Here is a 26160-nt window from a genome sequence, read left to right on the forward strand (position 1 = left end):
GCAGAAAACTCATGCTTGCGGCGGCGGATAATCGCAGCAGCTTTGAATAAAACATCTGCGCGTGTTTCCGGCTTCACTTTTCTCCATGTTTTGAATGCTTCAACAGCAGCCTGCATCGCTTTTTCCGCAAGCTCGCGGTTTGCCTTTGAAACACGGCCAACTACTTCTTCTTTATTAGAAGGATTAATTGATACAATTTTATCTTCAGTAGAAATGCGCTCTCCGCCAATTAAAAGATCATAATCCTGGCCCAAATAGCTTTCTACAGTTTGTAAACCCTTTAAATATGCGTCACGATTTTCCTCTTCTTTAAAATTCGTGAATGGCTCATGCTTATAAGGTTGTACCATTTTTACCGCCTCCTGTGTGTACAAATATCAAACGCCAGATCGTAGCGTCCCGTTCTATAAACATGCTGGAACAAGACCTGCTATTCTCTTAAAACGTTTTCATCCAAACACTATATTAACACGAAAATAACATATTCTTCAAACATTCTCCGCGGATGTTATATATTAACATTCATTGAGAGAAATTGCGGTTTCACTTAGAAGGATAAGGGGTTAAAGTTCCTTAGAAAAGGTTTTGGATAAAACTGTTATATAAAAATATCTATTGCTGTTATTCTTATTCTTTAGAAGGGGATATATTTTATCATTTTTACAGCAATGGAACTTTTTATGGAGGCCTTATTCTTGTACCACATCCTATTGTGTCGGCATTGCCTCTATGACGACCATTTTCCTCGAGACTCTTCCTTTTTCGTCTTCATGAGCCCTCCATGACGACCTTTTCCTTGTGACTCTTCCCTTTTCGTCTTCATGAAGCCTCTATGACGACCACTTCCCTTGTGACTCTTCCATTTTCGTCTTCATGAGCCCTCTATGACGACCAATTTTCTCAAACCGCTTCAAATTTCGTCGCCTTGTTCACACTCCTCTTTCCTGAAATTAAAAAACCCAGAAGATGCATCTTCTGCACTTCTGGGTACCCTGGTTCTATTGATAGATATGGACAAAAGGTTCGCTTTGATCCGCTTTCCGGACTACCAGCGCTTCCGGTCCGTTGACAGATGAGATATTCACCTGGACTGAAATGTATTCAGGGAAGTGTTTCACGACAAGCCCTGTTACATATTGCGTAAATCCAATCGCTTCTGCTTTTCCATAGAATTGGATTGGGATATCAATATTAACTTCCTGCAATTGGTCCTGAGCGTAGAAAGCTTTCCCGATAACTCCATTAAAGTTCGGGAAGTAGGTTTCTACATCCTGTTTAAAGTTAAGAAAAGCCGTTAAATCATCACGATGGTTTTTTTCAGCCGTGTTTGAAGGAAAAAGGACATATTTCTCGCTGACATTTTCCCATCCGTCAAGCTTGGTGCTTCCTTTGTCTGCCGTAGCGTATGCAAAGAAGCTTCCAGGCACAACCGAAGTTCTTGCTTGCTGTTCAAACAAAGCAATGGTTACCGGCACATCCTTCAGGCCCTTGATTTGCCGTACTCTCTGCAATACTTCTTCAGCTAGCTTTTTGCCTTCTCGTTCAATGACATCTTGGTCAATCTTTGATTCGAAAGTGGCACCATATTGTTCCTTTTGGTAATAATGGACAGAGTTCATGGCAAGGCCAATGACAACACCGCCGAGCCCCACTTTCCCATCATCATTTTTCAGCAAATAGTTGTGTTCAAGAATATGGGCAAGGTAGATCGGGCTTTTTTCATTGTTTTTATCAATATCTCCACCATCGGCAATCATTGGATTTAAGCCGATATTGTCTTCTGCCTTCATCTTGCGTTCCTTCAGCTGATCCTCGGTGTATTTGCGGTTTAGCCAGGCCTGGACAGTGCCTCTTTTTAGAAACTGTCCTTCCTGGAATAAGTATTTATCAGGATCAAACGTGTTTTGCGCAACTCGCATAAGTCCTGTCTCAAATTCATTGATATCATATTTGGTGCTTACATTATTGACCACGAGACCTCTGGATTCACTTGGTTCAAAAGGCAGCAGTGTTCGATAATACTTGTCAGAAATTTTATAGTTCGGAATGATTGCCTTATCCTCTTCGTTCTTGTCCTCCTGAACCACTTCCTCCTGCTTATTAAAATTAGGCGCACAGCCTGCTAGCAGAAGGGTTAGGGATAAAGCAAACATCATTAGTTTTTTCACGGAGCTTACACCCTCTTACTTATTTAATTCTTCAACCAGTCTCTCCTCGTTCCAAACCTCTACTCCAAGCTCCTGGGCCTTCGTCAGTTTGGATCCAGCGTCTTCTCCGGCGATTACAACATCTGTTTTCTTGCTGACGCTTCCGGATACTTTGCCGCCAAGCGCCTCTATTTTTTCTTTTGCTTCATTTCGGCTCATTATTTCAAGCTTTCCTGTCAGAACCACTGTTTTTCCTGCAAAAAAGCTATCAGAGTTTTCGGCTGTAACAGGTTTTGGTCCATTATAAGCCATGTTGACCCCAGCTGCTTTCAGCTCCGCAATCAGTTCATGGGCTTCTTCCTGTTCAAAGAAAGATACGATGGAATCAGCCATTTTTTCACCAATTTCATTGATTGCTGTTAAATTGTCCCGGGATGCTTTTTCAAGTGCTTCCATCTGGCCAAACTCCTGGGCCAGCGTTTTGGCTGCCTTCGCGCCAACATGGCGGATTCCCAGACCAAATAGAAGCTTTTCCAACGAGTTGCCCTTGGAGTTTTCAATAGCCTGAATGAGGTTATTTACTGACTTTTCACCCATCCGCTCAAGCTGGATGAGCTGTTCATACGTTAATTTATAGATATCTGCCACATCTTTAATCAGATTTTCGGCAAATAATTGGCTGATTACCTTTTCACCTAGGCCATCAATGTTCATGGCGTTACGGGAAACAAAGTGAATAAGGCCTTCCCTTATCTGGGCCGGGCACTTTGGATTAATGCAGCGCAATGCCACTTCACCATCAAGGCGGACCAGCTCGCTTTCGCACTCAGGGCAATGTGTCGGCATGCTAAAATCCTGCTCCTCACCCGTTCTCCTGTCAGCCAGTACATTTACAACTTCAGGGATAATATCTCCTGCTTTTTTCACAACGACCTGATCGCCAATCTTAATATCTTTCTCGCGAATTAAATCTTCGTTGTGCAGGGACGCCCTTTGGACAGTCGTTCCGGCAACACGGACAGGCTCCAGAAGTGCAGTTGGCGTAACTACGCCAGTTCGCCCCACACTTAATTCAATATCCCTTAATGTGGTAACAACCTCTTCTGCAGGGAATTTATAAGCAATGGCCCAGCGTGGGCTTTTTGCCGTAGTGCCGAGCTGCTCCTGTGATTCCAGTGAATCGACTTTAATAACGATGCCATCAATATCATAAGGCAGATTTGGACGTTTGTCAGTCCATCCCTGTACATATTCAATGACTTCCTCAATGCTTTCGCATCCTTTGCGTTCTTTATTCGTTTTAAATCCAAGACTATCCAGATAATCCAGGCCTTCGCTATGGGATACCACGCTTGTATCCCCTGCATTCGCTATGCCGTAGACAAAAATATCGAGATTACGCTTTGCCGCCAGACGCGGATCGAGCTGTCTTAATGAACCCGCTGCGGCATTCCTTGGATTTGCAAAAGCCTCTTCCCCATTTTCCTCTTTCACTTTATTCAGCTTCTCAAAAGAACGCCTTGGCATAAATGCCTCCCCGCGAACTTCCATTGTAACACTCTCTTTCAGCCGGAGAGGGATGGAGCGAATAGTCTTTAAATTCGCTGTGATATTTTCACCGATTGATCCGTCTCCGCGTGTGGCGCCGAGAATAAAAAGCCCGTCCTCATAGCGGAGGGAGACAGCCAGTCCATCGATTTTCAATTCGCATACATAAGAAACATTTTCACCTGCACCCTGTCGGACACGGCGGTCAAAGTCTCTTAGGTCCTGCTCGCTGAAGGCATTTCCCAAACTGAGCATCTGTGACTGATGCTCCACCTTTTCAAACATATCCAGGATTTCCCCTCCAACCCGCTGTGTTGGAGAATCTTCTGTTTTCAGCTCGGGAAATTGCTCTTCAAGCTCAATAAGGTCTCTCATCAGCCTATCGTATTCAGCATCTGGAACAGACGGCTGATCAAGAACATGATACTCATAATTATACTGATTCAAAAGGTTGTGCAGATCTTTCACCTTTTTTTCTGCCAATTGAAGGTCCATACATTCAACCCTTTCTATAATCCTTTAAAAGATGCCTGGCAGGCTGCTCTCAAGGCTAGGCCTTTGTAATCGGTGCAAATTTGGCCAGCAGACGTTTTATGCCAACCGGTTTCGGGAACGCAATATCCAGCTCTGTTCCTTCGCCGGACCCTTTTACACTGACAACTGTACCTGTACCCCATTTTCCGTGCTGGGCTTTGTCGCCGACTTTCCAGTCAATTTCATCTCCGCCTGTATTCGATGCAGATGGACGAACCACAGCTTTCCGCTGAGGCTGTGCTCCCCTTGAAGCAGAAGGAGATCCAAACGGGGATGATCCGAATGGAGACGGCTTTTTAGCAGGTTCAAGCCCATCCAGCAAATCAGCAGGAATTTCTTTGATAAAACGGGATGGCGGATTCATATTCGTGCGTCCAAATAAAGTACGCATTTGTGCATTCGTAATGAAAAGCTCTTCTTCTGCCCGCGTGATTCCCACATAAGCAAGACGGCGCTCTTCTTCCATTTCAGATTCTTCCATTAGAGAACGGCTGTGAGGAAATACACCTTCTTCAAGACCTAGTAAAAAGACAACAGGGAACTCAAGCCCTTTTGCTGAGTGAAGGGTCATAAGAACAACTGATTCAGTTTTTTCCCCATCATCATCCAATTTATCAATGTCAGCCACAAGAGCCAGATCGGTCAAAAATGCGATAAGCGATTTATCTTCGCTGGCTTCTTCAAAGTTTTTCGTAACAGACAGGAATTCATCAATGTTTTCCAGACGGCTCTGTGCTTCAATGGACTTCTCGGCAATAAGCATATCGCGGTAGCCTGATTTCTCCAGGAGCTCTTCCACAAGTTCTGTCACAGATAAGTATTCCTGCATTTGTGTATAGTTTTTAACCAAATCCCTGAATTCAATGGCCCCTTTTGTAATTTTCGGGCTCAGCCCAATCAGTTCAATAGACTCCAGGGCTTCAAACATGCTCATCTCGTGAAGCTGTGCAAAGTTGGCGATTTTATCAACCGAACCGGAGCCGATTCCGCGTTTTGGGACATTGATAACACGCTGAAGGCTGATATCATCATCCGGATTTGCAATCAGACGCAGGTAGGCAAGGATATCCTTAATTTCTTTGCGGTCGTAGAACTTGATGCCCCCGACGATAGAGTATTCAATGTTCGACTTAAGCAGTACTTCCTCCATTACACGGGACTGTGCGTTTGTGCGATACAAGATAGCAATATCCGAAAAGCTTCGCTTGCCGCTGCTGATGTATTCTTTAATTTTGCCTGCAACAAACTGGGCTTCTCCCTGCTCGCTGTCGGCACGATAATAGAAGATCTTATTGCCTTCTGCGTTTTCGGTCCAGAGGTTTTTTGGCTTTCTATTGAGGTTCTTGCTGATGACTTCGTTCGCTGCCAGCAGAATCCTTTTTGTTGAACGGTAATTTTGTTCAAGCATAATAGTCTGTGCATTCGGATAATCCTTTTCAAATGAAAGGATGTTGGCTATGTCCGCACCGCGCCATTTATAGATAGACTGATCAGAATCACCGACCACACACAGATTTTTAAAACGGCTTGCCAAAAGCTTGACCAGCATGTACTGCGCTCTGTTCGTATCCTGGTACTCATCCACATGAATATACTGGAATTTGCGCTGATAATATTCAAGCACTTCCGGCACTCTCTGGAACAGCTGAATCGCAATCATAATAAGATCATCAAAATCAAGCGCCTGGTTGCGTCTTAGCCTCTTTTGGTACTCTGTATATACATCACTTGCAACCTGCTGAATATAATCACCTGCTGTTTTCGCATACTCTTCAGGGGTGATCAATTCATTTTTTGCCGAGCTGATGGAACCCAGGATAGCACGCGGATCAAATTTCTTTGGATCCAGGTTTTTATCCTTTAGGATTGATTTAATCACCGATTGCTGATCTGTTGAATCCAGAATCGTGAAATTGCGGTTATAGCCAATACGGTCAATATCTCTTCTTAAGATACGCACGCACATGGAGTGGAACGTCGAAATCCAGATTTCATCTGCTGCTCCGCCCATCATGTTATGAATACGGTCACGCATTTCACGGGCTGCTTTGTTTGTAAAGGTAATTGCCAGAATATTATAAGGGTTAACACCCTTTTCTACCATTAAGTAAGCAATCCTATGAGTAAGCACTCTTGTCTTTCCGCTTCCCGCTCCTGCCATTATAAGAAGTGGTCCATCGGTTGTTTTTACTGCATTTTGCTGCTGCGGATTCAGTCCGTTCAATAATTTATCCGTTAAAAATTGCATTTCTTCTCTTCACCACCATAGAAACATATGTTCTTAAATTCTATTTTATCTTGTTTGCTAACCATCAGCAACCTATATTAAGCACGAGCGGCTTGGACTGTGGCCAATGCAGCCTGCAGATCATCATAAATAACATTTCCGACCACAATGACGTCCGCGTGCACTGCCATTTGACTTGCCTGCTCTGCATTGACGATGCCGCCGCCGTAAAATAATACGGTTTCTTCCAGCGTATTTTTCACCGCTGCGACCACTTCAGCGTCTCCATACTTTCCGCTGTATTCCAGATAGAAGATTGGCAGGCTGAACATCTTTTCAGCCATCATGGCATATGCTCTTACCTCATCCAATGATAAATCTGTCCGTGAATTGGTAACGTGTGCCGCTTTACATTCTTCATTCAGGATGCAATAACCCTGAACTAAAATTTCTTCCCAATTCATGATATCCCCATATTCTTTTACAGCCTCCTGATGAAGTCCTGTAATCCACTTTACGTCCCGGCTGTTAAGGACTGTCGGGATAAAGTATAAGTCAAAGCCCGGGGTAATTGAATCAATGGTCGAAACCTCCAGCACACAAGGGACTGTATATCGGCGGATGCGGGCCATTAAATCCAGCACCTTTTCCAGTGTGACTCCGTCCGTCCCGCCCACAATAATCGCGTCTGTTCCAGACTCACAAATCATTTCCAGGTTTTCATCTGATATATTTTTATCCGGATCGAGCTTAAAAACGTGGCTCCATTCGCGAACATCATACATGCAAAATTGCCTCCATTCTATCATTCCATTTCATCATTATATCATTTAAGATTGGGAATAAAAAAGAAAAGCAGGAAGTCTTTATGAGGTGGAAAAAATTAATAGGGAAGACAAAGAAAAAAACCGCGGGAACAGCCCCATCGGTTTAAGCAAAAGGAATATTTACGCTTTTTCAGCTTCTTCTTCTTTTATTCTTTCCAGTGCCATTTCATAAGCATCATTTCCATAGTTGAGGCATCTTTTCACTCGGGAAATGGTTGCCGTGCTTGCGCCCGTTTCTGTTTCGATTTTATGATATGTTTTGCCTTCACGAAGCATGCGTGCTACTTCCAGACGCTGAGCCAGAGACTGTATTTCATTTACTGTGCATAAGTCATCAAAGAAGCGATAGCACTCTTCCAGGTCATTTAAAGATAAAACAGACTTAAATAACTGATCCAGTTCTTTGCCTCTTAGCTTATCAATTTGCATATATTTGCATACCCCTTTATTGTCATAATTTTTTATTAAATTTTGCTGCATGAATTCTGCCCGTTGATTTAAATATAACAACAGATTTTTAATTTTTATTTTCAAAGGAAACCGTTTGCTCAAGGCCCGGGCTTGATGGCACGATGTTGATCCAGGTCTTTCCTGGCACTAGGCCAGCCTGTTTACTATTCAATATAGGCAGAATTCGCCCGTCTATATTTTTCCAATCTACTTCTGTTACTTTCCCTTTTTGCAGGAGATACCCTTTTCCCCCAGAAGTTAAGTTAATATCACGGCGGCCCGCGCTGTCAACCACTTTATGGTCTGCTTCTGCAATGAAGATGTTATCAAGCAATGCAGGTTCGCCGGATTTGTAATCAGCTGTAAGTTCGCCATTGGAATACCTTTTGTATTTCTCCAGTCCCGCGTCATACTCATAGATGACATTGAATAATTCATTGTCCAAGTAAGAGATCATGGCAGAGTCAGCATCCACGCCCTGAATAGCCTTTGCTTCATCCTTCGACAGAAATTCCAGAGATTCAGGTTCGTCTTCCATCGCATAATTTTTTTCTTTTGCACCCTTCAGCACATTTTCGAATGAAATATAGGAGTTGTGAGGAGCCTGGCGGAAGCTTTCCCTTTTAAACAATGTACCGTCATACTGCATTCCATTCAGATTATCAATATAGCCCTGATCCAGCAATTCTTTAGCTTCCGGACTATAGCCGTGGGCAATATAGAGGCCATCATAGCCTTTAGCCAGCTCAATATAATAATCCCTTGAACTTCTGACCGGCCCTATCATTTCAGGCTGCTCGCTTTGAAAAATAGCAAGGAAACGGGTCACATCCCCTTCTGCCAGCATTTCATAGACGACATCAGCCTTGTTAATCCCGGATTGAGGACGGGCTTTCGGATGATTATTGATCATCACCGCTACAGCCCTTCCATCCACCTCGGCCTCTGACCCTAAGCCTGTGAGAGGATAGTGAAATGGAAGTTCTTTTTCAGAATTGATCCCTTTTGTGGCCTCTTCCGCTTTTTCCGTATCCTGCTTTTCAGGCTCTTCAGCTTTTTCTTCTTTACTGCAGCCAGAAACTAAAAGAATTGCCGCTGCTGATACAGCTATCCATCTTTTTAGCATTTAGCACCCCTGTGTTTTTTGCTTTGATGCAGTTTCTATGTTAGCTCCACTGAGCAGTTTTTATATCTATTATATAGCATCACTTTTATATTTTAACGCATTATCGTTGGAAAGAGTACCGTTTTATTCATTACATCATACATTCCCTGCTGAGTAATCCTGATATAAGGGAGATGCGTTGAAGAGAAAAAGAGCAGCGTATACATTGGATCTTCATGTCTATAGCCATGATCACGCAGACAATGAACAAGCTGTTTTTCTTCCTCCATTAATTCCTCCACATTTTTATGCGACATCACACCCTTTAAGCGGAGTTCCATCTCCTGGACAATACTTCCCCCTTCTGATATGACAATGCCCCCGCCAATTTCTTTCAGCCGGTTAAAAGCATTAAGCATTTCCTGTTTGCTTTTTCCAATTAAGATAATGTCACCGGTATTGGAAAAAGAACTTGCCATTCCATCCAGGCTCTTCGAGAACCCTTTTAGTACCGTATTTATGCGCCAGTGTCCATTCCGGTCAACAAGCATGAAGAAACATTCATCATGGTCTTTCTCCAGTTCTTCGGATGATACATCAATCGTGATTGAATATGGCTTAGTAATAACTGCATTCTCAAGTTTTATCCCGAAAGGCATGGAGAATTGCATATCATCAGCAGTCAGCTCCCATTCAATATCCAGCGGTTCAAAGCCGTATTCTCCCCATTCTACAGGTTTATAGGCGTGCAGGTTTTCACCGTCTCTTTTCACCCACTCCCCTTTAGCAATAACAGATAATGGAGTTGGTTCTTTTTCACAAGACAGGAAATTAATATTGGCCACCCTTCCTGTCGCAATGGAGCCATGCAAATAATCGATTCCATAATGGCGGGCCACATTTATGCTGGCCATATTATAAGCATCGATAACCGGCACTCCTTTATCCATGGCAATGCGGATCATATGGTCAATAATTCCCTGTTCATAAAAGGAGGAAAAGGAACCGTCTGTTGTAAAGATCATCCGATCGTATTGATCAATGCCGATTTCATGCATCTCGTCCAACAAAACCGGCAGATCGGGACGGATGGAAGAATATCTGAGAGATACGGTATATCCCTGTAAAAGACGATTATAAACGTCTGTTCCCGTCATTGACTCATGGTCGCAATCAGCACCAAGCAGCATGAGCTTTGCCAGCGTTTTTTCAGATGCCCCCGGAAAATGGCCTTCAATCTTTTTCCTCATCCGCTTTGTCTCCTGAATCCAATGAAGCATCATATCGTCGCCATCCAAAAGCTTTGGCCAGCCAGTGAGCTCTCCTCCCTGAAGCACAGCATCATGCTCAAGCCATGATTTAACATTCCCGTGCGAAAATACGGATTCTTCATGCTGGATTTCCGTTTGGGCATCAAATCGGCACCACCAATAGGTTGTTGCAGGCATGTTTCTCATTTCCTTCAGGAAAGAAAACGCTTTCTTTTTATCCTGCTGTAAAGCAAGCACCATATTGTCATTGATCAAGGTTGTTGTACCAAACTGCGATGCATAGCTCGCCAGGGAATGGGGATTATATAATTGAAATGGATGGGCATGCGGTTCAATATATCCAGGAACCAGCGTGAGCCCCGTACAATCAACGACTTCACACTGTACTATTTTTTCCGGCAGTTTTTCGCCCACATAAACAATACGGTCGCCATAAATCCATATATTTGCTGTTATCCATTTGCGAAGTGCCTGATTCAGATAACGAGCGTTCTTTAGTAATATCGTCGGTGACAGTTTTCCGTCCAATACGGAAACGTGTTCACGCAAGTGCCTGTTTTTCCAACGGTAACGCTGTTCCAGCACCATACTCCCTCCCTTGTTGATATCTATATATAAAAGACTCTGTTTTTAGAATAAAATCAATGAGTGAAATGGCTTTAAACCAATAAAGAAAGCCCTTTCATTTCTCCTGTTTTACTATAGTAACATATTTCACTGTTTAACGCATTAAAGAATCAGTAAAAGATTGTAAAAATTTTGTGAAAGTAGTGAGAACTATGAATGTTAAACCAAATATCGGCATTGTAAATGCCCTAGTACGCATAACAGTCGGATTAACTGTCTTAGCCTGGAGCACTTCAAAGCTTGTGAAAAGACCTTGGCGGGACTCTTACCTCATGATGGCCATGCTGGGAGGCATGAAGGTGGCAGAGGGAATTGTCCGCTTTTGCCCTTTGACAGCTCTTTTTGAAAAAGGCCAGGACAGGGTTCAGGAAATGAAAAAGCAGGAAGGCAATCACAATAATGATGAGGCGGTTGAGGAAATTCTGCCATATAATCCATCTTAGATTTCTTTAAAAAATCCAGCTCCCTATATGGGGGCTGGAAAATTGAAAGGAGCTGACAATATGTTTTGGGAATACGTAATGGATATGACATTCGTCCTCGCAGCAATAATTGGAAGCATTGTAGCACTACTGTTTGTGTATATCCGGAAGACTAAGAAAGGACGTGCGCGATAGCTTTATCGGCAATATCTTTGCGGAAGAATACACCTTCACACTGAAGATTTTCAAGCTCGGAATATACCTTTTGCTGTGCTTCTTTCAGAGTAGGAGCTTTAGCGCCTGCCAGCAGCACGCGGCCTCCATTTGTCACATATTCACCTGAGCTGTTTCTATCAGTCCCGGCATGGAATACGGAGACATTTGTAAGTGATTGAAGCCCATTCAGGACAGCTCCTTTTTCATAAGCTTCAGGGTAGCCTTTAGACGCAGCAACCACTCCGACGATTGCTTCCTTATCCCAATCGATTTCAGGCTGTTCCCCATTTAGGACTGCCAGCATTACTCCCGCCAGATCCGACTTCATGCGGGGCAAAATCACCTGTGTTTCAGGATCTCCAAAACGGGCATTAAATTCAATTACCTTCGGGCCTGCTGCTGTTTTGATTAGACCTGCATACAGAATACCGGTAAAACTTCTGCCTTCCTGAACCATTGCTTTTGCTGCCGGCTTCAAAACTTTTTCCACACCTGCTGCAACTGTTCCATCACCAATATGCGGTACCGGTGAATAAGCCCCCATTCCGCCTGTATTCGGTCCCTGGTCTCCATCGTAAGCTCGTTTGTGATCCTGGGCAATTTCAAGCGGAATCACTGTTTCTCCGTTCACAAAGGCCATTAGGGAAAATTCTTCGCCTTCAAGAAATTCTTCAATTACGACCGTTGAAGATGCTTGGCCAAACTTCTCATTTAATAATAGCTCCTTAATCCCGGATAAGGCTTCCTGCATAGTCATGGCTACTATTACGCCTTTTCCGGCTGCAAGTCCATCTGCTTTCAGAACAATGGGAGCGCCTTTTGCTTCAATATAGGCTTTCGCTTCATCATAGCTGCTGAATACTCCATATTCTGCAGTAGGGATAGCATATTTCTTCATAAGCTCTTTGGCAAAGGACTTGCTTCCTTCAATTTCGGCTGCTGCTTTTTTCGGTCCAAATACCTTTAACCCTGCTTCTTCAAAACGGTCAGCCAGTCCCTCAAGCAGCGGTACTTCCGGCCCGATCACAGTCAATTCTATTTTATTATCCTGAGCAAACTGCACAAGTTTTTCCTGTTCATGTTCCTGGATGGCAACCAGCTGAGCTGAATCTTCCATTCCCGGATTTCCTGGAGCCGCAAAAACCTGTTTCACTGAAGGGCTTTGATTCATCTTCCAGCAAATTGCATGCTCTCGGCCGCCTCTTCCTATAACCAATACCTTCATTACGCCCACCTCCGTAAAAATGTCAGCTATAATAGCAAGGCCTCTGACCAGCGCCTAGGGGCTCGAGGTCATAAGCCAACCTGCCAAAAAGGTAAAGGCCACCTTTCCGACAGCTCGTCTTATGCTTGAGGCTCCCAGGATGGGAGTCATACAGACGTTGCCACAGGACGTGGCGTTCTTAGTCTGCGTTCCTTCCTGATCGAGGCGCTTCCGCTTTTCGTTTAATGTTTAAAATGACGTACGCCTGTAAAGACCATTGCAATGCCGTACTCATCAGCCATTTTGATGGAATCCTCATCACGGATTGAGCCTCCCGGCTGGATGATGGCTGTGATGCCTGCTTTGGCTGCCGCTTCAACCGTATCGTTCATTGGGAAAAAGGCATCGGATGCCATTACTGCTCCGTTCGCTTTTTCACCGGCTTGTTCAAGTGCAATTTTGGCAGAGCCTACACGGTTCATCTGCCCGGCACCGACTCCAAGTGTCATGTTTGCATCATTTACGACAATGGCATTGGACTTCACATGTTTGACAACTTTCCAGCCCAGCTTCAGTGCTTTCCACTCTTCTTCCGTCGGCTCTCTCTTGGTCGCAACTTTTACATTTGCATTATCAAGGGTGAATAGATCATATTCCTGCGTCAGCAAGCCGCCTTCAATAGCGGACAATCTCATCTCCGCTTTCTTTTTGCCTTCAAAAGGAATAGTCAGCAGGCGCAGGTTCTTTTTCCCTTTTAAAATCTCAAGTGCTTCATTTGAGAAGGAAGGTGCAATGATGATTTCAAGGAAGATTTCATATAGCTTTTTCGCTGTTTCAGCATCTACTTCCCTGTTCAGGGCAATAATGCCACCGAAGATAGATACAGGATCCGCCTCGAAAGCTTTTGAAAAAGCTTCGAATACATTTTCCCCAGTCCCCACTCCGCAAGGATTCATATGCTTAACAGCAACTGCTGCAGGCTCTGAGAATTCTTTTACAATTTGGAGAGCTGCATCTGCATCATTGATATTGTTGTAGGATAATTCCTTGCCGTGAAACTGTTCAGCGTTAGCAATCGAAAATTCAGATCCAAGCGGCTTACGGTAAAAAGCTGCCTTTTGATGCGGATTCTCCCCGTATCTCAATGTTTGCTTCAGTTCATACGTAACCGTTAATTTTTCAGGTGTTTCTTCATTTGCCAAATCTGTCATATATTCAGCGATCATCGCATCATAGGCAGCAGTATGGCGGAAAACCTTTGCAGCAAGTCTGCGGCGGGTTTCCTTTTGAACCTCTCCGGTTTCTTTTAGCTGTGAAAGAACTGTTTCATAATCGGCCGGATCCACCACAACTGTTACATAGTCATGGTTCTTGGCGGAAGCACGAAGCATTGCCGGGCCGCCGATATCAATATTCTCAATTGCATCTTCTACTGTCACATCTGGCTTAGCGATGGTTTGCTGGAACGGATACAAATTCACGCACACAACCTGGATAGGCTGGATTCCATGCTCCTCAAGCTGCTGTTTGTGGCCTGGCTCGCCATGCTTAGCCAGCAGCCCGCCATGAATCATTGGATTTAAAGTTTTCACACGCCCTTCCAAAATTTCCGGAAAGCCTGTCACATCACTTACTCCGATAACGGGGACTCCACTCTCTTCCAGCGCTTTTTTTGTACCGCCTGTTGAGATAATTTCAAACCCCAGTTCGCTTAACTGCTGGGCAAATTCTGTTATGCCATTTTTGTCGGAAACACTGATTAATGCACGTTTCTTCATGTTCGCTCCCCCTGACTCTGTTGAATGATATACTTTAACACTCTACCATTTTAGCATAGAAAAGATTTTGCAAAACCTGCGGATAAAGTCTGTGCTCGACTTCATGTATCTTCTTTTGAAGGCTTTCCAGCGTTTCACCCGCATTTATATCAACTGGCGCTTGAGCAATAATCGGCCCAGTATCCATACCTTCATCGACAAAATGAACCGTCACACCGCTTACCTTCACATTGGCAGACAACGCCTGGCCAATTGCATCCTTACCTGGAAAAGCGGGAAGAAGAGAAGGATGGATATTAATAATCCTGCCTTCAAACTCTTTCAAAAGCGTCGGGCCAATTAGTCTCATATAGCCTGCGAGAATAATATACTCGGCTCCGTTCTCCTTCAGCCTTTGCAAAATCGCTCTTTCATACTCTGCTTTGCCAGCATAGTCTTTAGCTGAAAAAACAAACTGCGGAACTTGTTCGTTTTGTGCACGTTCAATGCTGTATGCACCTGGCCGATCACAGACAAACAAGACAATCTCAGCCTGCAACTCACCTTTTTTTACAGCATCGGCAATGGCCTGAAAGTTCGTTCCGCTTCCGGAAGCAAACACTGCGATTTTTTTCATGACTTCCTCCAAGTTACAGAATTTCAATTCCTTCCTGATCTGTTACTGTCCCCATTAGATAGGCTTTTTCTCCAATTTCATTAAAATAGGCGATCAGTTCATCAGCATTATCTTTATCCGCTGCAATCACCATGCCTGTTCCCATATTAAAAATGTTATACATTTCTTTGCGTTCCAGTCCGCCGATCTTCTCCATAATCGTGAACACAGGGGGCACCTCCCAATTGCTTTCACTAAGTTGGGCACCAAGACCTTCAGGCAGCATGCGGGGGATATTTTCAATAAATCCGCCGCCGGTAATATGTGCCATGCCCTTCAGCTGGAACTGCTTCATAGCTGATAGAAGCGGCTTTACATAAATTTTTGTAGGGCGAAGCAGCTCTTCCCCTAAAGTGCAGCCTAATTCTTCTACATGATCTGTTAGGGACAAATTCGCCTTTTCAAAAAACAGCTTTCTGACAAGTGAGTAGCCATTGCTGTGAATTCCGCTGGATGCAAGACCAATCAGTACATCTCCAGCTTTAATTTCGGAACCATTAATCAGGCTGGATTTTTCACAGGCACCGACCGCAAAGCCGGCAAGGTCATATTCTTCTTCACTGTACATGCCAGGCATTTCGGCTGTTTCACCGCCTACGAGTGCACATCCAGCCTGTTCGCATCCATCCGCAATACCTTTCACAATCGCTTCAATCCGTTCAGGCGCCGCTTTTCCACAGGCGATATAATCCAAGAAATAAAGAGGTTCCGCTCCCTGAACGACAATATCATTTACACACATGGCGACCGCATCAATCCCAATAGTGTCATGTTTATCCATCATAAAAGCCAGCATCAGCTTCGTGCCGACACCATCTGTACCTGATACTAAAACCGGTTCCTTCAGATTAAGTTCAGATAGATCGAACATGCCGCCAAATCCGCCCAAACCGCCAAGCACACCAGGACGAATCGTCTTCTGTACATGCTTTTTCATGCGGGAAACTGCTTCATAGCCAGCTTCAATATCTACTCCGGCCTGTTTGTATGCATTTGCCATTCCTTTTCACCTCATATTTGAAAAGCGCAAGCGCCTTGCTCACCCCCGACACCTCGAGGGGGCAGGCGCTGGAGCTAGACAATTATCGTTATTCAAAGTTACTTTTTTAATCAATAAAGGCCGATTTTGTATTTTATCGGCCAACATTGTGCTTTTACCGGTCAAAAATGATGATTTACCGGCCAATTCTTTATATTTACCGGCCAAAAAGAGCAAAATACCGGCCAAGTTTCATATTTATACTTTTTCATATGGATGCAAAGTGCTCGGATAAATCTCCGTCGGGTACTGGCCTGTAAAGCATGCCAGGCATTGTCCATCTTTTCGGCCGATTGCTTTAACCATGCCCTCTGTACTTAAGAAGGTAAGTGTGTCCGCACCAATGATTTCTCTTATTTCCTCAACAGAGTGATTGCCTGCAATCAGTTCTTCCTTTGTGGATGTATCGATTCCATAGAAGCATGGATTTTTAATTGGCGGTGAGCTGATAAGCACATGCACTTCTGTAGCTCCCGCTTCTTTCAGCATTGTGACGATCCGTCTGCTTGTTGTTCCGCGGACGATTGAATCATCCACCATAATGACTCTCTTGCCTTCTACAACTCCGCGTACCGGAGACAGCTTCATTTTTACGCCTTGCTCACGAAGCGACTGCGATGGCTGGATAAAAGTCCGGCCCACATAGCGGTTTTTTATCAAGCCCATCTCATATGGAATGCCTGTAGCTTCAGCATAGCCAATCGCGACAGAGATGCTTGAGTCAGGTACGCCCGTAACGACGTCCCCTTCAACTGGCGCCTCAAAGGCAAGCTGCTTTCCAAGGTTTTTCCGGGCTGTATGAACGTTGATCCCGTTGATATTACTGTCCGGACGGGAAAAATAAACATATTCCATTGTGCACATTGCAATATTAGAGGCCATTGCAAACATTTCAGAACGGAATCCATTGTCGTCAATAATCAGCAGTTCTCCTGGCAGGATATCGCGGATATACTCTGCACCGACAACATCAAAAGCACATGTTTCAGAAGCAACCGCATAAGCATCGCCAATTTTGCCAAGCGAGAGCGGCCTCATGCCGTTCGGGTCCAGCGCCACCATCAGCTCTGTTTCGGTCATGATCAGAAAAGCATATGCTCCTTTAATCATGGATAGCGCATTTTTCACTCGGTCCTTTAGGGAAGAGAAGCCTGCACGCTTAATTAAGTGCGCCAGCACCTCTGTATCCGAGCTCGTTTGAAAAATGCTTCCCTGTCCTTCAAGCTGATGCTTCAATGCAGTCGCATTCACCAGGTTTCCGTTATGGCAAAGTGCAAGACTGCCGCTTTGTGAGTTGAATAGCAGAGGCTGGACATTTTCATATCCGCCCCCGCCGGCAGTCGCATAGCGTACATGTCCGATTGCTGCTTTTCCTTCCAGTTCCTTCATGGCATCTGCTGTGAAAATTTCCGTTACAAGCCCCTCACCTTTAATGCCTTTCAGCTTTTTGCCATCGGTAACAACCATTCCTGTGCCTTCCTGGCCGCGGTGCTGCAGACTATGAAGTCCGTAATACGTGATCTGGGAAGCATCCTGATGCCCCCAGACTCCAAAAACACCGCACTCTTCATTCAGTCCTCTTATTTCAGCAAGCATGGGATAGCTCCTTTCCAGGCCTGCTTTAGAACGTCAACTTGTTCGGCAAGCAATAGGCCCTCTTCATTGGAGATATAAAGTATAGGTGCTTCTGTTACTTCACCGATTAGTTTCGCATCTACTAAACTTTCAAACGCTTCCTGGTTTTCTTTTTTTACAGATAGCAAGAAACGGGATTGTGATTCACTGAATAGAGCTGAAGTCGCATTTCCTGTTACCTTCATATCCGCTCCCAGACCTTTTGAACCGATCAGGCTTTCCGCAGCTGCTACTGCTAAACCGCCTTCTGCCACATCATGGGCAGATGCTACAAGTCCCGAACGAATGGCTTTTAAAATTTGTTCCTGCGCCTTTTCTTCTTTTTCGAGATCAAGCTCAGGCGCTTTTCCGAAAATCTTGCCATATGTTAACTTCTGCAGCTCACTGCCGCCGAACTCATCCTTTGTTTCGCCAACCAGATAAATAAGATCACCAGATGCTTTAAAGGATTGTGTTGTCACATGATCAATGTCATCTACAAGCCCGACCATTCCAATGACAGGCGTTGGGTAAATAGCTGTTCCGTTTGTTTCGTTATATAAAGAGACGTTTCCGCCGATAACTGGCGTATTTAATGTGCGGCATGCTTCACTGATTCCGTCTGCCGCTTTTTCGATCTGCCAGAAGATTTCAGGCTTCTCCGGATTTCCGAAGTTCAGATTATCTGTGATTGCCAAAGGCTGACCGCCGGAGCAAATGATATTTCTTGCTGCTTCAGCCACAGCAATTTTTCCGCCTGTTTCAGGATCAAGATACATATAACGCGAATTACAGTCTGTCGTCATGGCCAATCCTTTGCGGGTGCCGCGGATGCGAATGACTGCAGCATCTGATCCAGGTGCCACTACTGTATTTGTGCGGACCATATAATCGTACTGGTCATAAACCCATTCCTTGCTGGCGATTGTCGGCTGCTGGAGGAGCTTTACCAATGTTTCTTTATAATCTTCAACCCCAGGAATTTCATTTTCCATTGACTGGAATTCACGGTAATATTCCGGCTCGCTTGATGGCTTATGATAAACTGGTGCATCCTCTGCTAGCGCATCCACCGGCAGCTCAGCTACCACTTCTCCCTGATGCGTCAGGCGGAGCATTTTATCATCTGTTACCTTTCCAACAGAAACTGCTTCCAGGCCATATTTGGAAAATAAATCTACGATCTCCTGCTCGCGTCCTTTTTTCACGACAATCAGCATTCTCTCCTGAGACTCGGAAAGCATCATCTCATATGCAGTCATGCCTGTTTCCCTTTGAGGAACAAAGTCAAGATTCATTTCAATTCCGGATCCCGCTTTACTCGCCATTTCAGCAGAAGAGCTTGTCAAACCGGCAGCTCCCATATCCTGAATGCCGACAAGTGCGTCAGACTGGACCAGCTCAAGACATGCTTCCAGCAGAAGCTTTTCCATGAATGGATCCCCAACCTGGACAGCCGGGCGCTTTGTTTCTGATTGGTCTGTTAATTCTTCAGATGCAAAAGTAGCCCCATGGATACCGTCACGGCCAGTTTTTGCACCAACATACATGACTGTGTTGCCTACTCCGTGGGCCTGGCCTTTTTTAATATCCTTATGGTCGATTAAGCCGACACACATAGCGTTTACAAGCGGATTTCCTTCATAGGAAGAATCAAACTGAACTTCTCCCCCAACTGTTGGAATGCCGATGCAGTTTCCGTAGCCCGCAATGCCTGCGACTACTTCTTTAAAAAGGTACCGTACACGAGGAGAATCCAATTCTCCAAAGCGTAAAGAGTTGAGGAGTGCGACCGGTCTTGCGCCCATTGAAAATACATCGCGGATAATCCCGCCGACACCTGTTGCTGCACCCTGGTAAGGCTCGATTGCAGACGGATGGTTATGGCTTTCAATTTTAAAAACAACTGCTTGCCCGTCGCCGATATCAACAATTCCAGCTCCTTCCCCTGGTCCCTGAAGCACTTTCTCTCCTGTTGTTGGAAATTTGCTTAACACGGGCTTTGAGTTTTTATAGCTGCAATGCTCTGACCACATAACCGAAAACAAACCGATTTCTGTGTAATTTGGCAGACGCCCGATAATCTTTTCAATCATCGCAAATTCGTCATCAGACAAACCCATTTCTTTGTATACCTTCTGTGCCTTTAACTGTTCCGGACTTGGCTCAAGCATTAACGACATGTGCTTCCCTCCATTGTTTTACGATTGATTGAAAAAGTTTCAGGCCATCTGCTCCCCCTAAAAGCTCATCAACGGCTCTTTCAGGGTGCGGCATCATGCCGAGTACATTTCCTTTTTCATTGACAATGCCTGCGATGTTTTCCAGGCTGCCATTTGGATTCGTTCCATTGTAAGTAAAAACGATTTGGTTATTTTTCTTCAATTCAGCTAGAACAGCTTCATCACAATAATAGTTTCCTTCACCATGGGCGATCGGAATATTAATTACTTCGCCTTTTCCGTATGCAGATGAAAACATAGTTTCATTGTTTTCAACCTTCAACTCAACCGTGCGGCAGATGAATTTCAGGCTGTCATTTCTTCTCATCGCCCCTGGCAAAAGACCCGCTTCCAATAAAATTTGGAATCCGTTGCAGACGCCCAGGATTGGCTTTCCTGCTTCAGCCGCTTTCACAACTTCTTTCATGACATTACTGAAGCGTGCGACAGCACCCGAACGAAGATAATCTCCGTAAGAGAAACCGCCGGGAAGAAGAATTCCGTCATATTCGTCTAAGCTTTCCGCGTCATGCCAGACATATTCGGCTTCCGCTCCGAGCTCATCCTTTACAGCATGGTACATATCGATGTCACAATTGGATCCTGGAAATACGATCACAGCAAACTTCACTGAGCAACAGCCTCCTCAATTTCAAAGCGGTAATCTTCAATCACTACATTAGCTAATAAGCGCTCACACATTTCCTTCACAGCTTCTTCAACAGGACGGTCGCTTTTTTCCACTGTCAGTTCCATGTATTTTCCAATGCGCACATCAGACACTTCGCTGTAATTCATGGAATGCAGAGAATTTTTTACAACTGTTCCTTGAGGATCTAGAACACTTTCTCTTAATGTGACGAAAACTTTTACTTTGTACATACTGTTTGGCCTCCCAGTCGCGCTAAAATATTTTCATATGCATCTGTTAAATTTCCAAGGTCTCTGCGGAAAACATCTTTATCCAGCTTTTCATTTGTTTCAATATCCCAAAGCCTGCAAGTATCCGGCGAAATCTCATCAGCCAGCAGAATTTGGCCTGATTCATCTTTACCAAACTCCAGCTTAAAATCTACTAATTTAATGCCAAGGCCATTGAAAAAATCTCTTAAAATGTCATTAACCTGAAGTGCCTTTTCCTGTAGTAGGGCTACTTCCTGCTTATCAGCCAGCTGAAGAACTTCAATATGATCTTCTGTCAGCAGCGGATCACCGAGCTCATCATCTTTGTAGTAGAACTCAACAATCGGTCTCGATAATTCTTTTCCTTCTACAACTCCCAATCTCTTAGAAAAGCTCCCCGCCGCAACATTGCGGACCACTGTTTCGAGCGGAATGATATCCACCTTTTTCACAAGCTGCTCTGTCTCTGAAAGTTTTTCAATAAAGTGAGATTCTATTCCCAGGTCATGAAGCTTTGAAAAAAGCAAACTCGTAATCTCATTATTCAAACGGCCCTTGCCGCTGATGCTTGCCTTTTTCTCACCATTAAAGGCTGTTGCAGAATCTTTGTATTCAATCCAGACGGTATTTCCATCGTTTGTCTGATAAACCTTTTTGGCTTTGCCTTCGTATAACAATTCTCCTTTTTCCATAGCGGAGAGCCTCCCTTATATGAATAGCGCATGTCTGCTAGACGTTATTATTAAGAAGATTGGGAATTTTCCCGATAATAAAGAGGTAAAGACTGCTCTTTACCTCTTTATTTTTTTATAATCCTAGACGGTCAAAAATGGTATCCACATGCTTAATGTGGTAGTTATAGTCAAAGCAGTCATCAATTTCTGCTTCAGAAAGCTTGGAAGTTATCGTTTCATCCTGCTCGATCAAGCTGCGGAATTGTACCTGCTTTTCCCATGCTTCCATGGCCCGCGGCTGAACAGTGTCATATGCCTCTTCGCGAGTCATGCCCTTGTCAATCAAGGCTAGCAGAACACGCTGAGAGTAAATCAGCCCTAACGTACGGTCCATATTGCGTTTCATGTTTTCAGGGAAAACTGTTAAGTTCTTTACGATATTCCCAAAGCGGTTCAGCATATAGTTCAGTGCAATTGTAGCGTCAGGCAGAATGATTCTTTCAGCTGATGAGTGGGAAATATCCCGCTCATGCCATAATGCCACATTTTCATACGCAGTCATCATATAGCCGCGGATCACTCTTGCCATACCAGTCATATTTTCTGAACCAATTGGATTGCGTTTATGCGGCATCGCTGAAGATCCCTTTTGGCCTTTCGCGAAAAACTCTTCCACTTCACGCGTTTCGCTTTTTTGCAGACCGCGGATCTCCGTAGCAAATTTTTCTATTGAAGTGGCCACCAGCGCAAGCGCACCCATATAATGTGCATGACGGTCACGCTGAAGTGTTTGCGTTGAAATTGGCGCTGGCTGGATGCCCAGCTTTTCACACACATATTTTTCAACGAACGGATCGATGTTTGCATATGTTCCAACTGCACCAGAGATTTTACCGAATTCCACACCAGCAGCTGCTTCTTTAAAGCGGTCAAGATTACGCTTCATTTCTTCATACCATAATGCAAGCTTTAAACCGAATGTAGTTGGCTCAGCATGCACCCCGTGCGTACGGCCCATCATCACTGTATGCTTGTGTTCCTTTGCTTTGTTTTTCAGGATTTCCACAAAGCGTTCAATATCTTTTAGAAGGATATCATTCGCCTGCTTGATTAAGTAAGAAAGCGCCGTATCAACCACATCTGTTGAAGTAAGCCCGTAATGAACCCATTTGCGCTCCTCTCCAAGGGATTCAGATACCGCGCGAGTAAAAGCGACCACATCATGTCGTGTTTCCTCTTCGATTTCTTTTATGCGGTCAATATTAAAAGAAGCATTCTCACGGATTTTCTGAACATCTTCTTTCGGAATATCTCCTAATTCTGCCCAAGCTTCACAAGCAAGAATTTCTACCTCAAGCCAAGCCTGAAAGCGGTTCTCTTCTGTCCAGATAGCTCCCATTTCCGGTCTCGTATAACGTTCAATCATGTTTTATCCTCCGATCTTTTCCTTCACAGGGGTCCAAATGCCGCTTTTTTCTGCTTCTTCGATCGCCTCTTCGGCTGAGTTCCGCAAAAGCGTGACATGGCCCATCTTGCGTTTATATTTGGCATCCTTTTTTCCGTACAAGTGTATCTTCCAGTCATCCAATTCAGGTATTTTCTTAATTAAAGGCTCCTGGTGCTCTCCTAGTATGTTTACCATAACCGCCGGTTTTAATAGCTCCGTGCTGCCAAGGGGCCAATTGCAAACCGCACGAATGTGCTGTTCAAACTGGGAGGTTTCGCAAGCTTCAATTGAATAATGGCCTGAGTTATGCGGACGAGGCGCAAGCTCGTTAATGTAAATCTGTCCGTCTTTTGTCAAAAACATTTCGACAGCCAATGTACCGACAAGACTTAAAGCTTCTGCCAGCTGGTTTGCTGCATTTACTGCCCGTTCCTCAGCATCAGCTGTGATCATGGCCGGCACAATTGTCTGGTGCAGAATGTTTTCTTTATGGACATTTTCCCCGACAGGGAATACCGCTTTTTCTCCCGAAATATTCCGGCAGATAATAACCGATATTTCCTTTTCGAAAGCTATCCATTTTTCAAGGACGCACACGCCATTCCCAAGAAGCTGTGCAGCTTTCTTAATATCCTGCCCTCTCTTTATCACAACTTGCCCTTTTCCGTCATATCCGCCTCTCGATGTCTTTAATACTGCTGGATAGCCAAGCTTTTCTATATTATCATAAATGTCTTTTTCAGTAGTAATGACCGCATATGGCGCTACCTCGCAGCCAGCTCTTTGGATGGCTGCTTTTTCCTTTGTCCGGTCCTGGGTGATCTCCAGCACCTCGCTCCCCTGCGGGACATACGCATTTGCACACAGCCACTCAAGAGCTTCCGCACTGATATTTTCAAATTCATATGTCACAACGTCACTGACGTCAGCTAACTCTTTTATAGAATCTAAATGACCGTATTCGCCAATGATTATAATATCCGCAACCTGTCCGCATGGAGAGTCTTCATCTGGATCCAAAACGGCAATCCTGAAGCCATTTGCTTTTGCTGCCAGTGCCATCATTCTCCCGAGCTGTCCCCCGCCAATAATTCCAATTGTTTGTCCAGGTAAAATCGTTTTAATAGACAAGTTCATCACTGCTTTCTAGTACTTCCTGTTTTGTTTTATCTCTTTTTGACTGAAGACGTTCTGCAATGGCTGCATCAAAAGCGCCAAGAATTTGTGCTGCCAGCAACCCTGCGTTAGTAGCTCCTGCTTTTCCAATCGCAACCGTTGCAACAGGGACGCCGCCGGGCATCTGAACGATGGACAGCAATGAATCCAGTCCGTTTAGAGCTTTTGATTGCACTGGTACTCCAATGACAGGAAGTGTCGTTTTCGCCGCTACCATACCTGGCAGGTGTGCCGCTCCTCCAGCACCGGCAATAATTACCTTGATTCCTCTTTCTCTTGCCTGCTCAGCATATTCAAACATAAGATCTGGAGTCCGATGAGCTGAAACAACCTTTTTTTCAAAAGGGATTTCAAGCTCTTCCAGAATTCCGCAAGCGTGCTTCATCGTCTCCCAATCTGATTTACTTCCCATTATGACTGCTGCTTGTGCGCTCATTCCTTCTCCTCCAAATCTTCCAATATAAAAAACCCGCACAGACCCTTCTCTTAAAATGAGAGAAAGTAATCTGTCCGGGCTAAAAAGAACCGTAAGGAAGACACCTGCAAACGGCAGGGACCATTCCTTCTACATGCCGGGCATATCAGCTTTCCCTCATAGTCCAGCAATTTACGGTTGCCGGGTAGAAACTTATGGGCCTTATTCCCATTATTATACGAGGGGTTTATTCACGTTTTATTAACTACCACCATATTAACAACATACCTGATACTCTGTCAATCGAAAAATCGAACAATACTAAAAGTCAGACAATTAATGTTCGTGTTTTAATTATCGATTAGTTTTGCTTCAAAAACTATCTGCCTTCCAGCCGGTTCATATTCGACTTTACCGCCTGTCTTAACTTCTTTAAATATAGGCTTCTCAGTCCTTCTAACAGGTATATATCCTGCCTTTTGTATCCTGTTCAGGCACTGGTCAATCGTTTCGTTTTCCTGGACCTCAAACACCATTTTGTTCTTGGCTTTGCTCATTGAGATAACTTTCCTCTCTTAACAGATTTCACCCAGAAGCCTCCATGAATTGTTTTTGGCTCATAAGCGATGATGAAGGCCTTAGGATCCAGTTCTTTAATCGTCTGATAAAGCTTTAATTCATATTTTCTCGGTGTCAGGATCTGCAGTGCCATTCGATCGCCTTCAAGTCCGTTAGCTGCCCAGTTTGTGACACCATAGCCTTTATCTCTTAAAGCCTTTGGAAGATCCCTGTCATATTCCTTTGTAATTACATTTACCGTAATATAGCCAAGAGCAAGCTTCTCTTCAATTTTCATGCCGACAATAACGCCAATTCCATAACCGACTGCATAAGCAATCAGATTTTGTATTTCATTTAGGTTATCCAGAACCAGCCCCAGTCCAATTACATAAATGACAACTTCAATTGTACTTATAAAAGCTGCAAGGTACCTTTGTCCCTTAAGCGTCAGAATCATCCTGATGGTGAAAAATGATACATATACAATATTAATGATCAAAATAATGGCGACCATTATAAAACTGTTCTCCAGCAATGCAAGTCCTCCTTTACGGGGAATTAAAAGGCCCATGGGTGTCCTCTCCCCATTAAGTCCCTATTGTACAAAAGAAATGGGCTTTTGATAACCTTTTTTCGAAAATTGGATTCTTTATGAATAGGTTATCCTTTTTTGAGTGGGATGAAACGGCTGAATTATGCCTGAATTCGTTGAAGCTAAATGAAGGAGTGAGGTTCTAAAAATATATATCAAGCAGGTTTTGAAGTTTATCTAGTATGTATTGGGTTTTATCTAACATGTCTAGATGTTTATCTATCAGGTTTTCACTTTTATCTAGCATGTTTCGGAGTTTATTTACATTTGGCGCAATTTATATTTGGAGAGAATAGATTTGACTATTAAAACAGACGGTGATATAAGGAGTGGCGCATATCATGAAAAAGTGGCGCATTTGTTGACCGATGTGACGCATATATCTATTTTCCATTAAAAAGAAGAGTCCCAATAAAATATTGGGTACCGTAACTCATCCAAGCACACAAAAAAGAGCACCCATCAGGTGCTCTTTCATATGCCCGGCAGCGTCCTACTCTCACAGG

General features: G+C 44.1%; 24 protein-coding genes and 1 riboswitch. Of the genes, 2 read left to right on the top strand and 22 right to left on the bottom strand.

Annotated features, from left to right (window positions below; translation table 11 throughout):
* The 8 genes from ACEQ1T_RS17580 to ACEQ1T_RS17615 form a co-directional block, all read right to left on the bottom strand.
* Positions 1–350 (bottom strand): aldehyde dehydrogenase family protein (locus ACEQ1T_RS17580; protein ID WP_370223999.1); only part of this gene is annotated, 350 nt, incomplete at its 3' end.
* Positions 351–998: 648 nt separating this feature from the next.
* Complete coding sequence (locus tag ACEQ1T_RS17585; protein WP_206846106.1) at positions 999–2168, bottom strand: CamS family sex pheromone protein; 1170 nt, start codon at positions 2166–2168, stop codon at positions 999–1001.
* 15 nt (positions 2169–2183) lie between these two features.
* Positions 2184–4190 carry an NAD-dependent DNA ligase LigA gene (gene ligA, locus ACEQ1T_RS17590; protein WP_206846110.1) on the bottom strand — a complete coding sequence of 669 codons (2007 nt, stop codon included), beginning with the start codon at positions 4188–4190 and terminating at the stop codon, positions 2184–2186.
* Between the two features lie 55 nt (positions 4191–4245).
* Positions 4246–6477, bottom strand: coding sequence for a DNA helicase PcrA (gene pcrA / locus ACEQ1T_RS17595; protein ID WP_370224000.1), 2232 nt, complete (start codon positions 6475–6477; stop codon positions 4246–4248).
* Between the two features lie 77 nt (positions 6478–6554).
* Entirely contained in the window at positions 6555–7241 is a 687-nt protein-coding gene (locus ACEQ1T_RS17600) for a heptaprenylglyceryl phosphate synthase (RefSeq protein ID WP_206846114.1), read from the bottom strand.
* Positions 7242–7403: 162 nt separating this feature from the next.
* Complete coding sequence (locus ACEQ1T_RS17605) at positions 7404–7712, bottom strand: YerC/YecD family TrpR-related protein (RefSeq protein WP_206846115.1); 309 nt, start codon at positions 7710–7712, stop codon at positions 7404–7406.
* 88 nt (positions 7713–7800) lie between these two features.
* Positions 7801–8859, bottom strand: a complete 1059-nt coding sequence (locus ACEQ1T_RS17610) for a DUF3048 domain-containing protein (RefSeq protein ID WP_370224001.1) — start codon at positions 8857–8859, stop codon at positions 7801–7803.
* 92 nt (positions 8860–8951) lie between these two features.
* Positions 8952–10694: an adenine deaminase C-terminal domain-containing protein gene (locus tag ACEQ1T_RS17615; RefSeq protein WP_206846144.1), complete on the bottom strand. Its 1743-nt coding sequence runs from the start codon at positions 10692–10694 to the stop codon at positions 8952–8954.
* Positions 10695–10888: 194 nt separating this feature from the next.
* On the opposite strand from ACEQ1T_RS17615, the gene ACEQ1T_RS17620 reads away from it, so the two are divergent.
* Together ACEQ1T_RS17620 and ACEQ1T_RS17625 are read left to right on the top strand one after the other, a co-directional pair.
* The gene (locus ACEQ1T_RS17620) at positions 10889–11179 is read left to right on the top strand and encodes a DUF2892 domain-containing protein (RefSeq protein ID WP_206846118.1); all 291 of its coding nucleotides are present in this window, start codon (positions 10889–10891) and stop codon (positions 11177–11179) included.
* A gap of 84 nt (positions 11180–11263) precedes the next feature.
* A complete protein-coding gene (locus ACEQ1T_RS17625; protein ID WP_349769560.1) occupies positions 11264–11353 on the top strand; it encodes an EYxxD motif small membrane protein in 90 nt (29 codons plus the stop codon).
* On the opposite strand, the gene purD is transcribed toward ACEQ1T_RS17625, so the two are convergent.
* From purD to ACEQ1T_RS17695, 14 genes are all read right to left on the bottom strand, one after another.
* Positions 11331–12599: a phosphoribosylamine--glycine ligase gene (gene purD, locus ACEQ1T_RS17630; protein ID WP_370224002.1), complete on the bottom strand. Its 1269-nt coding sequence runs from the start codon at positions 12597–12599 to the stop codon at positions 11331–11333. The two genes, ACEQ1T_RS17625 and purD, sit on opposite strands and share 23 nt — an antisense overlap.
* Before the next feature lie 221 nt (positions 12600–12820).
* The gene (gene purH, locus ACEQ1T_RS17635) at positions 12821–14356 is read right to left on the bottom strand and encodes a bifunctional phosphoribosylaminoimidazolecarboxamide formyltransferase/IMP cyclohydrolase (protein WP_370224003.1); all 1536 of its coding nucleotides are present in this window, start codon (positions 14354–14356) and stop codon (positions 12821–12823) included.
* A gap of 34 nt (positions 14357–14390) precedes the next feature.
* Positions 14391–14972 (bottom strand): phosphoribosylglycinamide formyltransferase, encoded by a 582-nt coding sequence (gene purN, locus ACEQ1T_RS17640; protein ID WP_370224004.1) that lies wholly within the window; start codon positions 14970–14972, stop codon positions 14391–14393.
* Between the two features lie 13 nt (positions 14973–14985).
* Positions 14986–16011: a phosphoribosylformylglycinamidine cyclo-ligase gene (purM, locus tag ACEQ1T_RS17645; protein ID WP_206846123.1), complete on the bottom strand. Its 1026-nt coding sequence runs from the start codon at positions 16009–16011 to the stop codon at positions 14986–14988.
* Between the two features lie 237 nt (positions 16012–16248).
* Entirely contained in the window at positions 16249–17646 is a 1398-nt protein-coding gene (gene purF / locus ACEQ1T_RS17650; RefSeq protein ID WP_206846124.1) for an amidophosphoribosyltransferase, read from the bottom strand.
* Positions 17631–19847, bottom strand: coding sequence for a phosphoribosylformylglycinamidine synthase subunit PurL (gene purL / locus ACEQ1T_RS17655; protein WP_370224006.1), 2217 nt, complete (start codon positions 19845–19847; stop codon positions 17631–17633). The genes purF and purL overlap by 16 nt, the downstream gene beginning before the upstream one ends.
* Positions 19831–20517 carry a phosphoribosylformylglycinamidine synthase subunit PurQ gene (gene purQ, locus ACEQ1T_RS17660; RefSeq protein WP_206846128.1) on the bottom strand — a complete coding sequence of 229 codons (687 nt, stop codon included), beginning with the start codon at positions 20515–20517 and terminating at the stop codon, positions 19831–19833. Before purQ ends, purL begins: the two co-directional genes overlap by 17 nt.
* Positions 20514–20768 (bottom strand): phosphoribosylformylglycinamidine synthase subunit PurS, encoded by a 255-nt coding sequence (gene purS, locus ACEQ1T_RS17665; protein ID WP_009336741.1) that lies wholly within the window; start codon positions 20766–20768, stop codon positions 20514–20516. The genes purQ and purS overlap by 4 nt, the downstream gene beginning before the upstream one ends.
* A complete protein-coding gene (purC, locus tag ACEQ1T_RS17670) occupies positions 20756–21481 on the bottom strand; it encodes a phosphoribosylaminoimidazolesuccinocarboxamide synthase (protein WP_206846130.1) in 726 nt (241 codons plus the stop codon). The genes purS and purC overlap by 13 nt, the downstream gene beginning before the upstream one ends.
* Before the next feature lie 115 nt (positions 21482–21596).
* Complete coding sequence (gene purB / locus ACEQ1T_RS17675; protein ID WP_248349436.1) at positions 21597–22889, bottom strand: adenylosuccinate lyase; 1293 nt, start codon at positions 22887–22889, stop codon at positions 21597–21599.
* Positions 22890–22892: 3 nt separating this feature from the next.
* Positions 22893–24047: a 5-(carboxyamino)imidazole ribonucleotide synthase gene (gene purK, locus ACEQ1T_RS17680; protein WP_370224011.1), complete on the bottom strand. Its 1155-nt coding sequence runs from the start codon at positions 24045–24047 to the stop codon at positions 22893–22895.
* Complete coding sequence (gene purE, locus ACEQ1T_RS17685; protein ID WP_370224007.1) at positions 24031–24522, bottom strand: 5-(carboxyamino)imidazole ribonucleotide mutase; 492 nt, start codon at positions 24520–24522, stop codon at positions 24031–24033. Before purE ends, purK begins: the two co-directional genes overlap by 17 nt.
* A 139-nt stretch (positions 24523–24661) precedes the next feature.
* Positions 24662–24763: riboswitch (purine riboswitch) on the bottom strand.
* A gap of 88 nt (positions 24764–24851) precedes the next feature.
* Entirely contained in the window at positions 24852–25058 is a 207-nt protein-coding gene (locus ACEQ1T_RS17690) for an NETI motif-containing protein (protein WP_370224010.1), read from the bottom strand.
* Entirely contained in the window at positions 25055–25597 is a 543-nt protein-coding gene (locus ACEQ1T_RS17695) for a DUF2179 domain-containing protein (protein WP_053433027.1), read from the bottom strand. The genes ACEQ1T_RS17690 and ACEQ1T_RS17695 overlap by 4 nt, the downstream gene beginning before the upstream one ends.
* Positions 25598–26160 lie beyond the last annotated feature (563 nt).

The organism is Cytobacillus sp. (assembly GCF_964223445.1).
In the GTDB taxonomy this organism is placed as follows: domain Bacteria; phylum Bacillota; class Bacilli; order Bacillales; family Cytobacillaceae; genus Cytobacillus.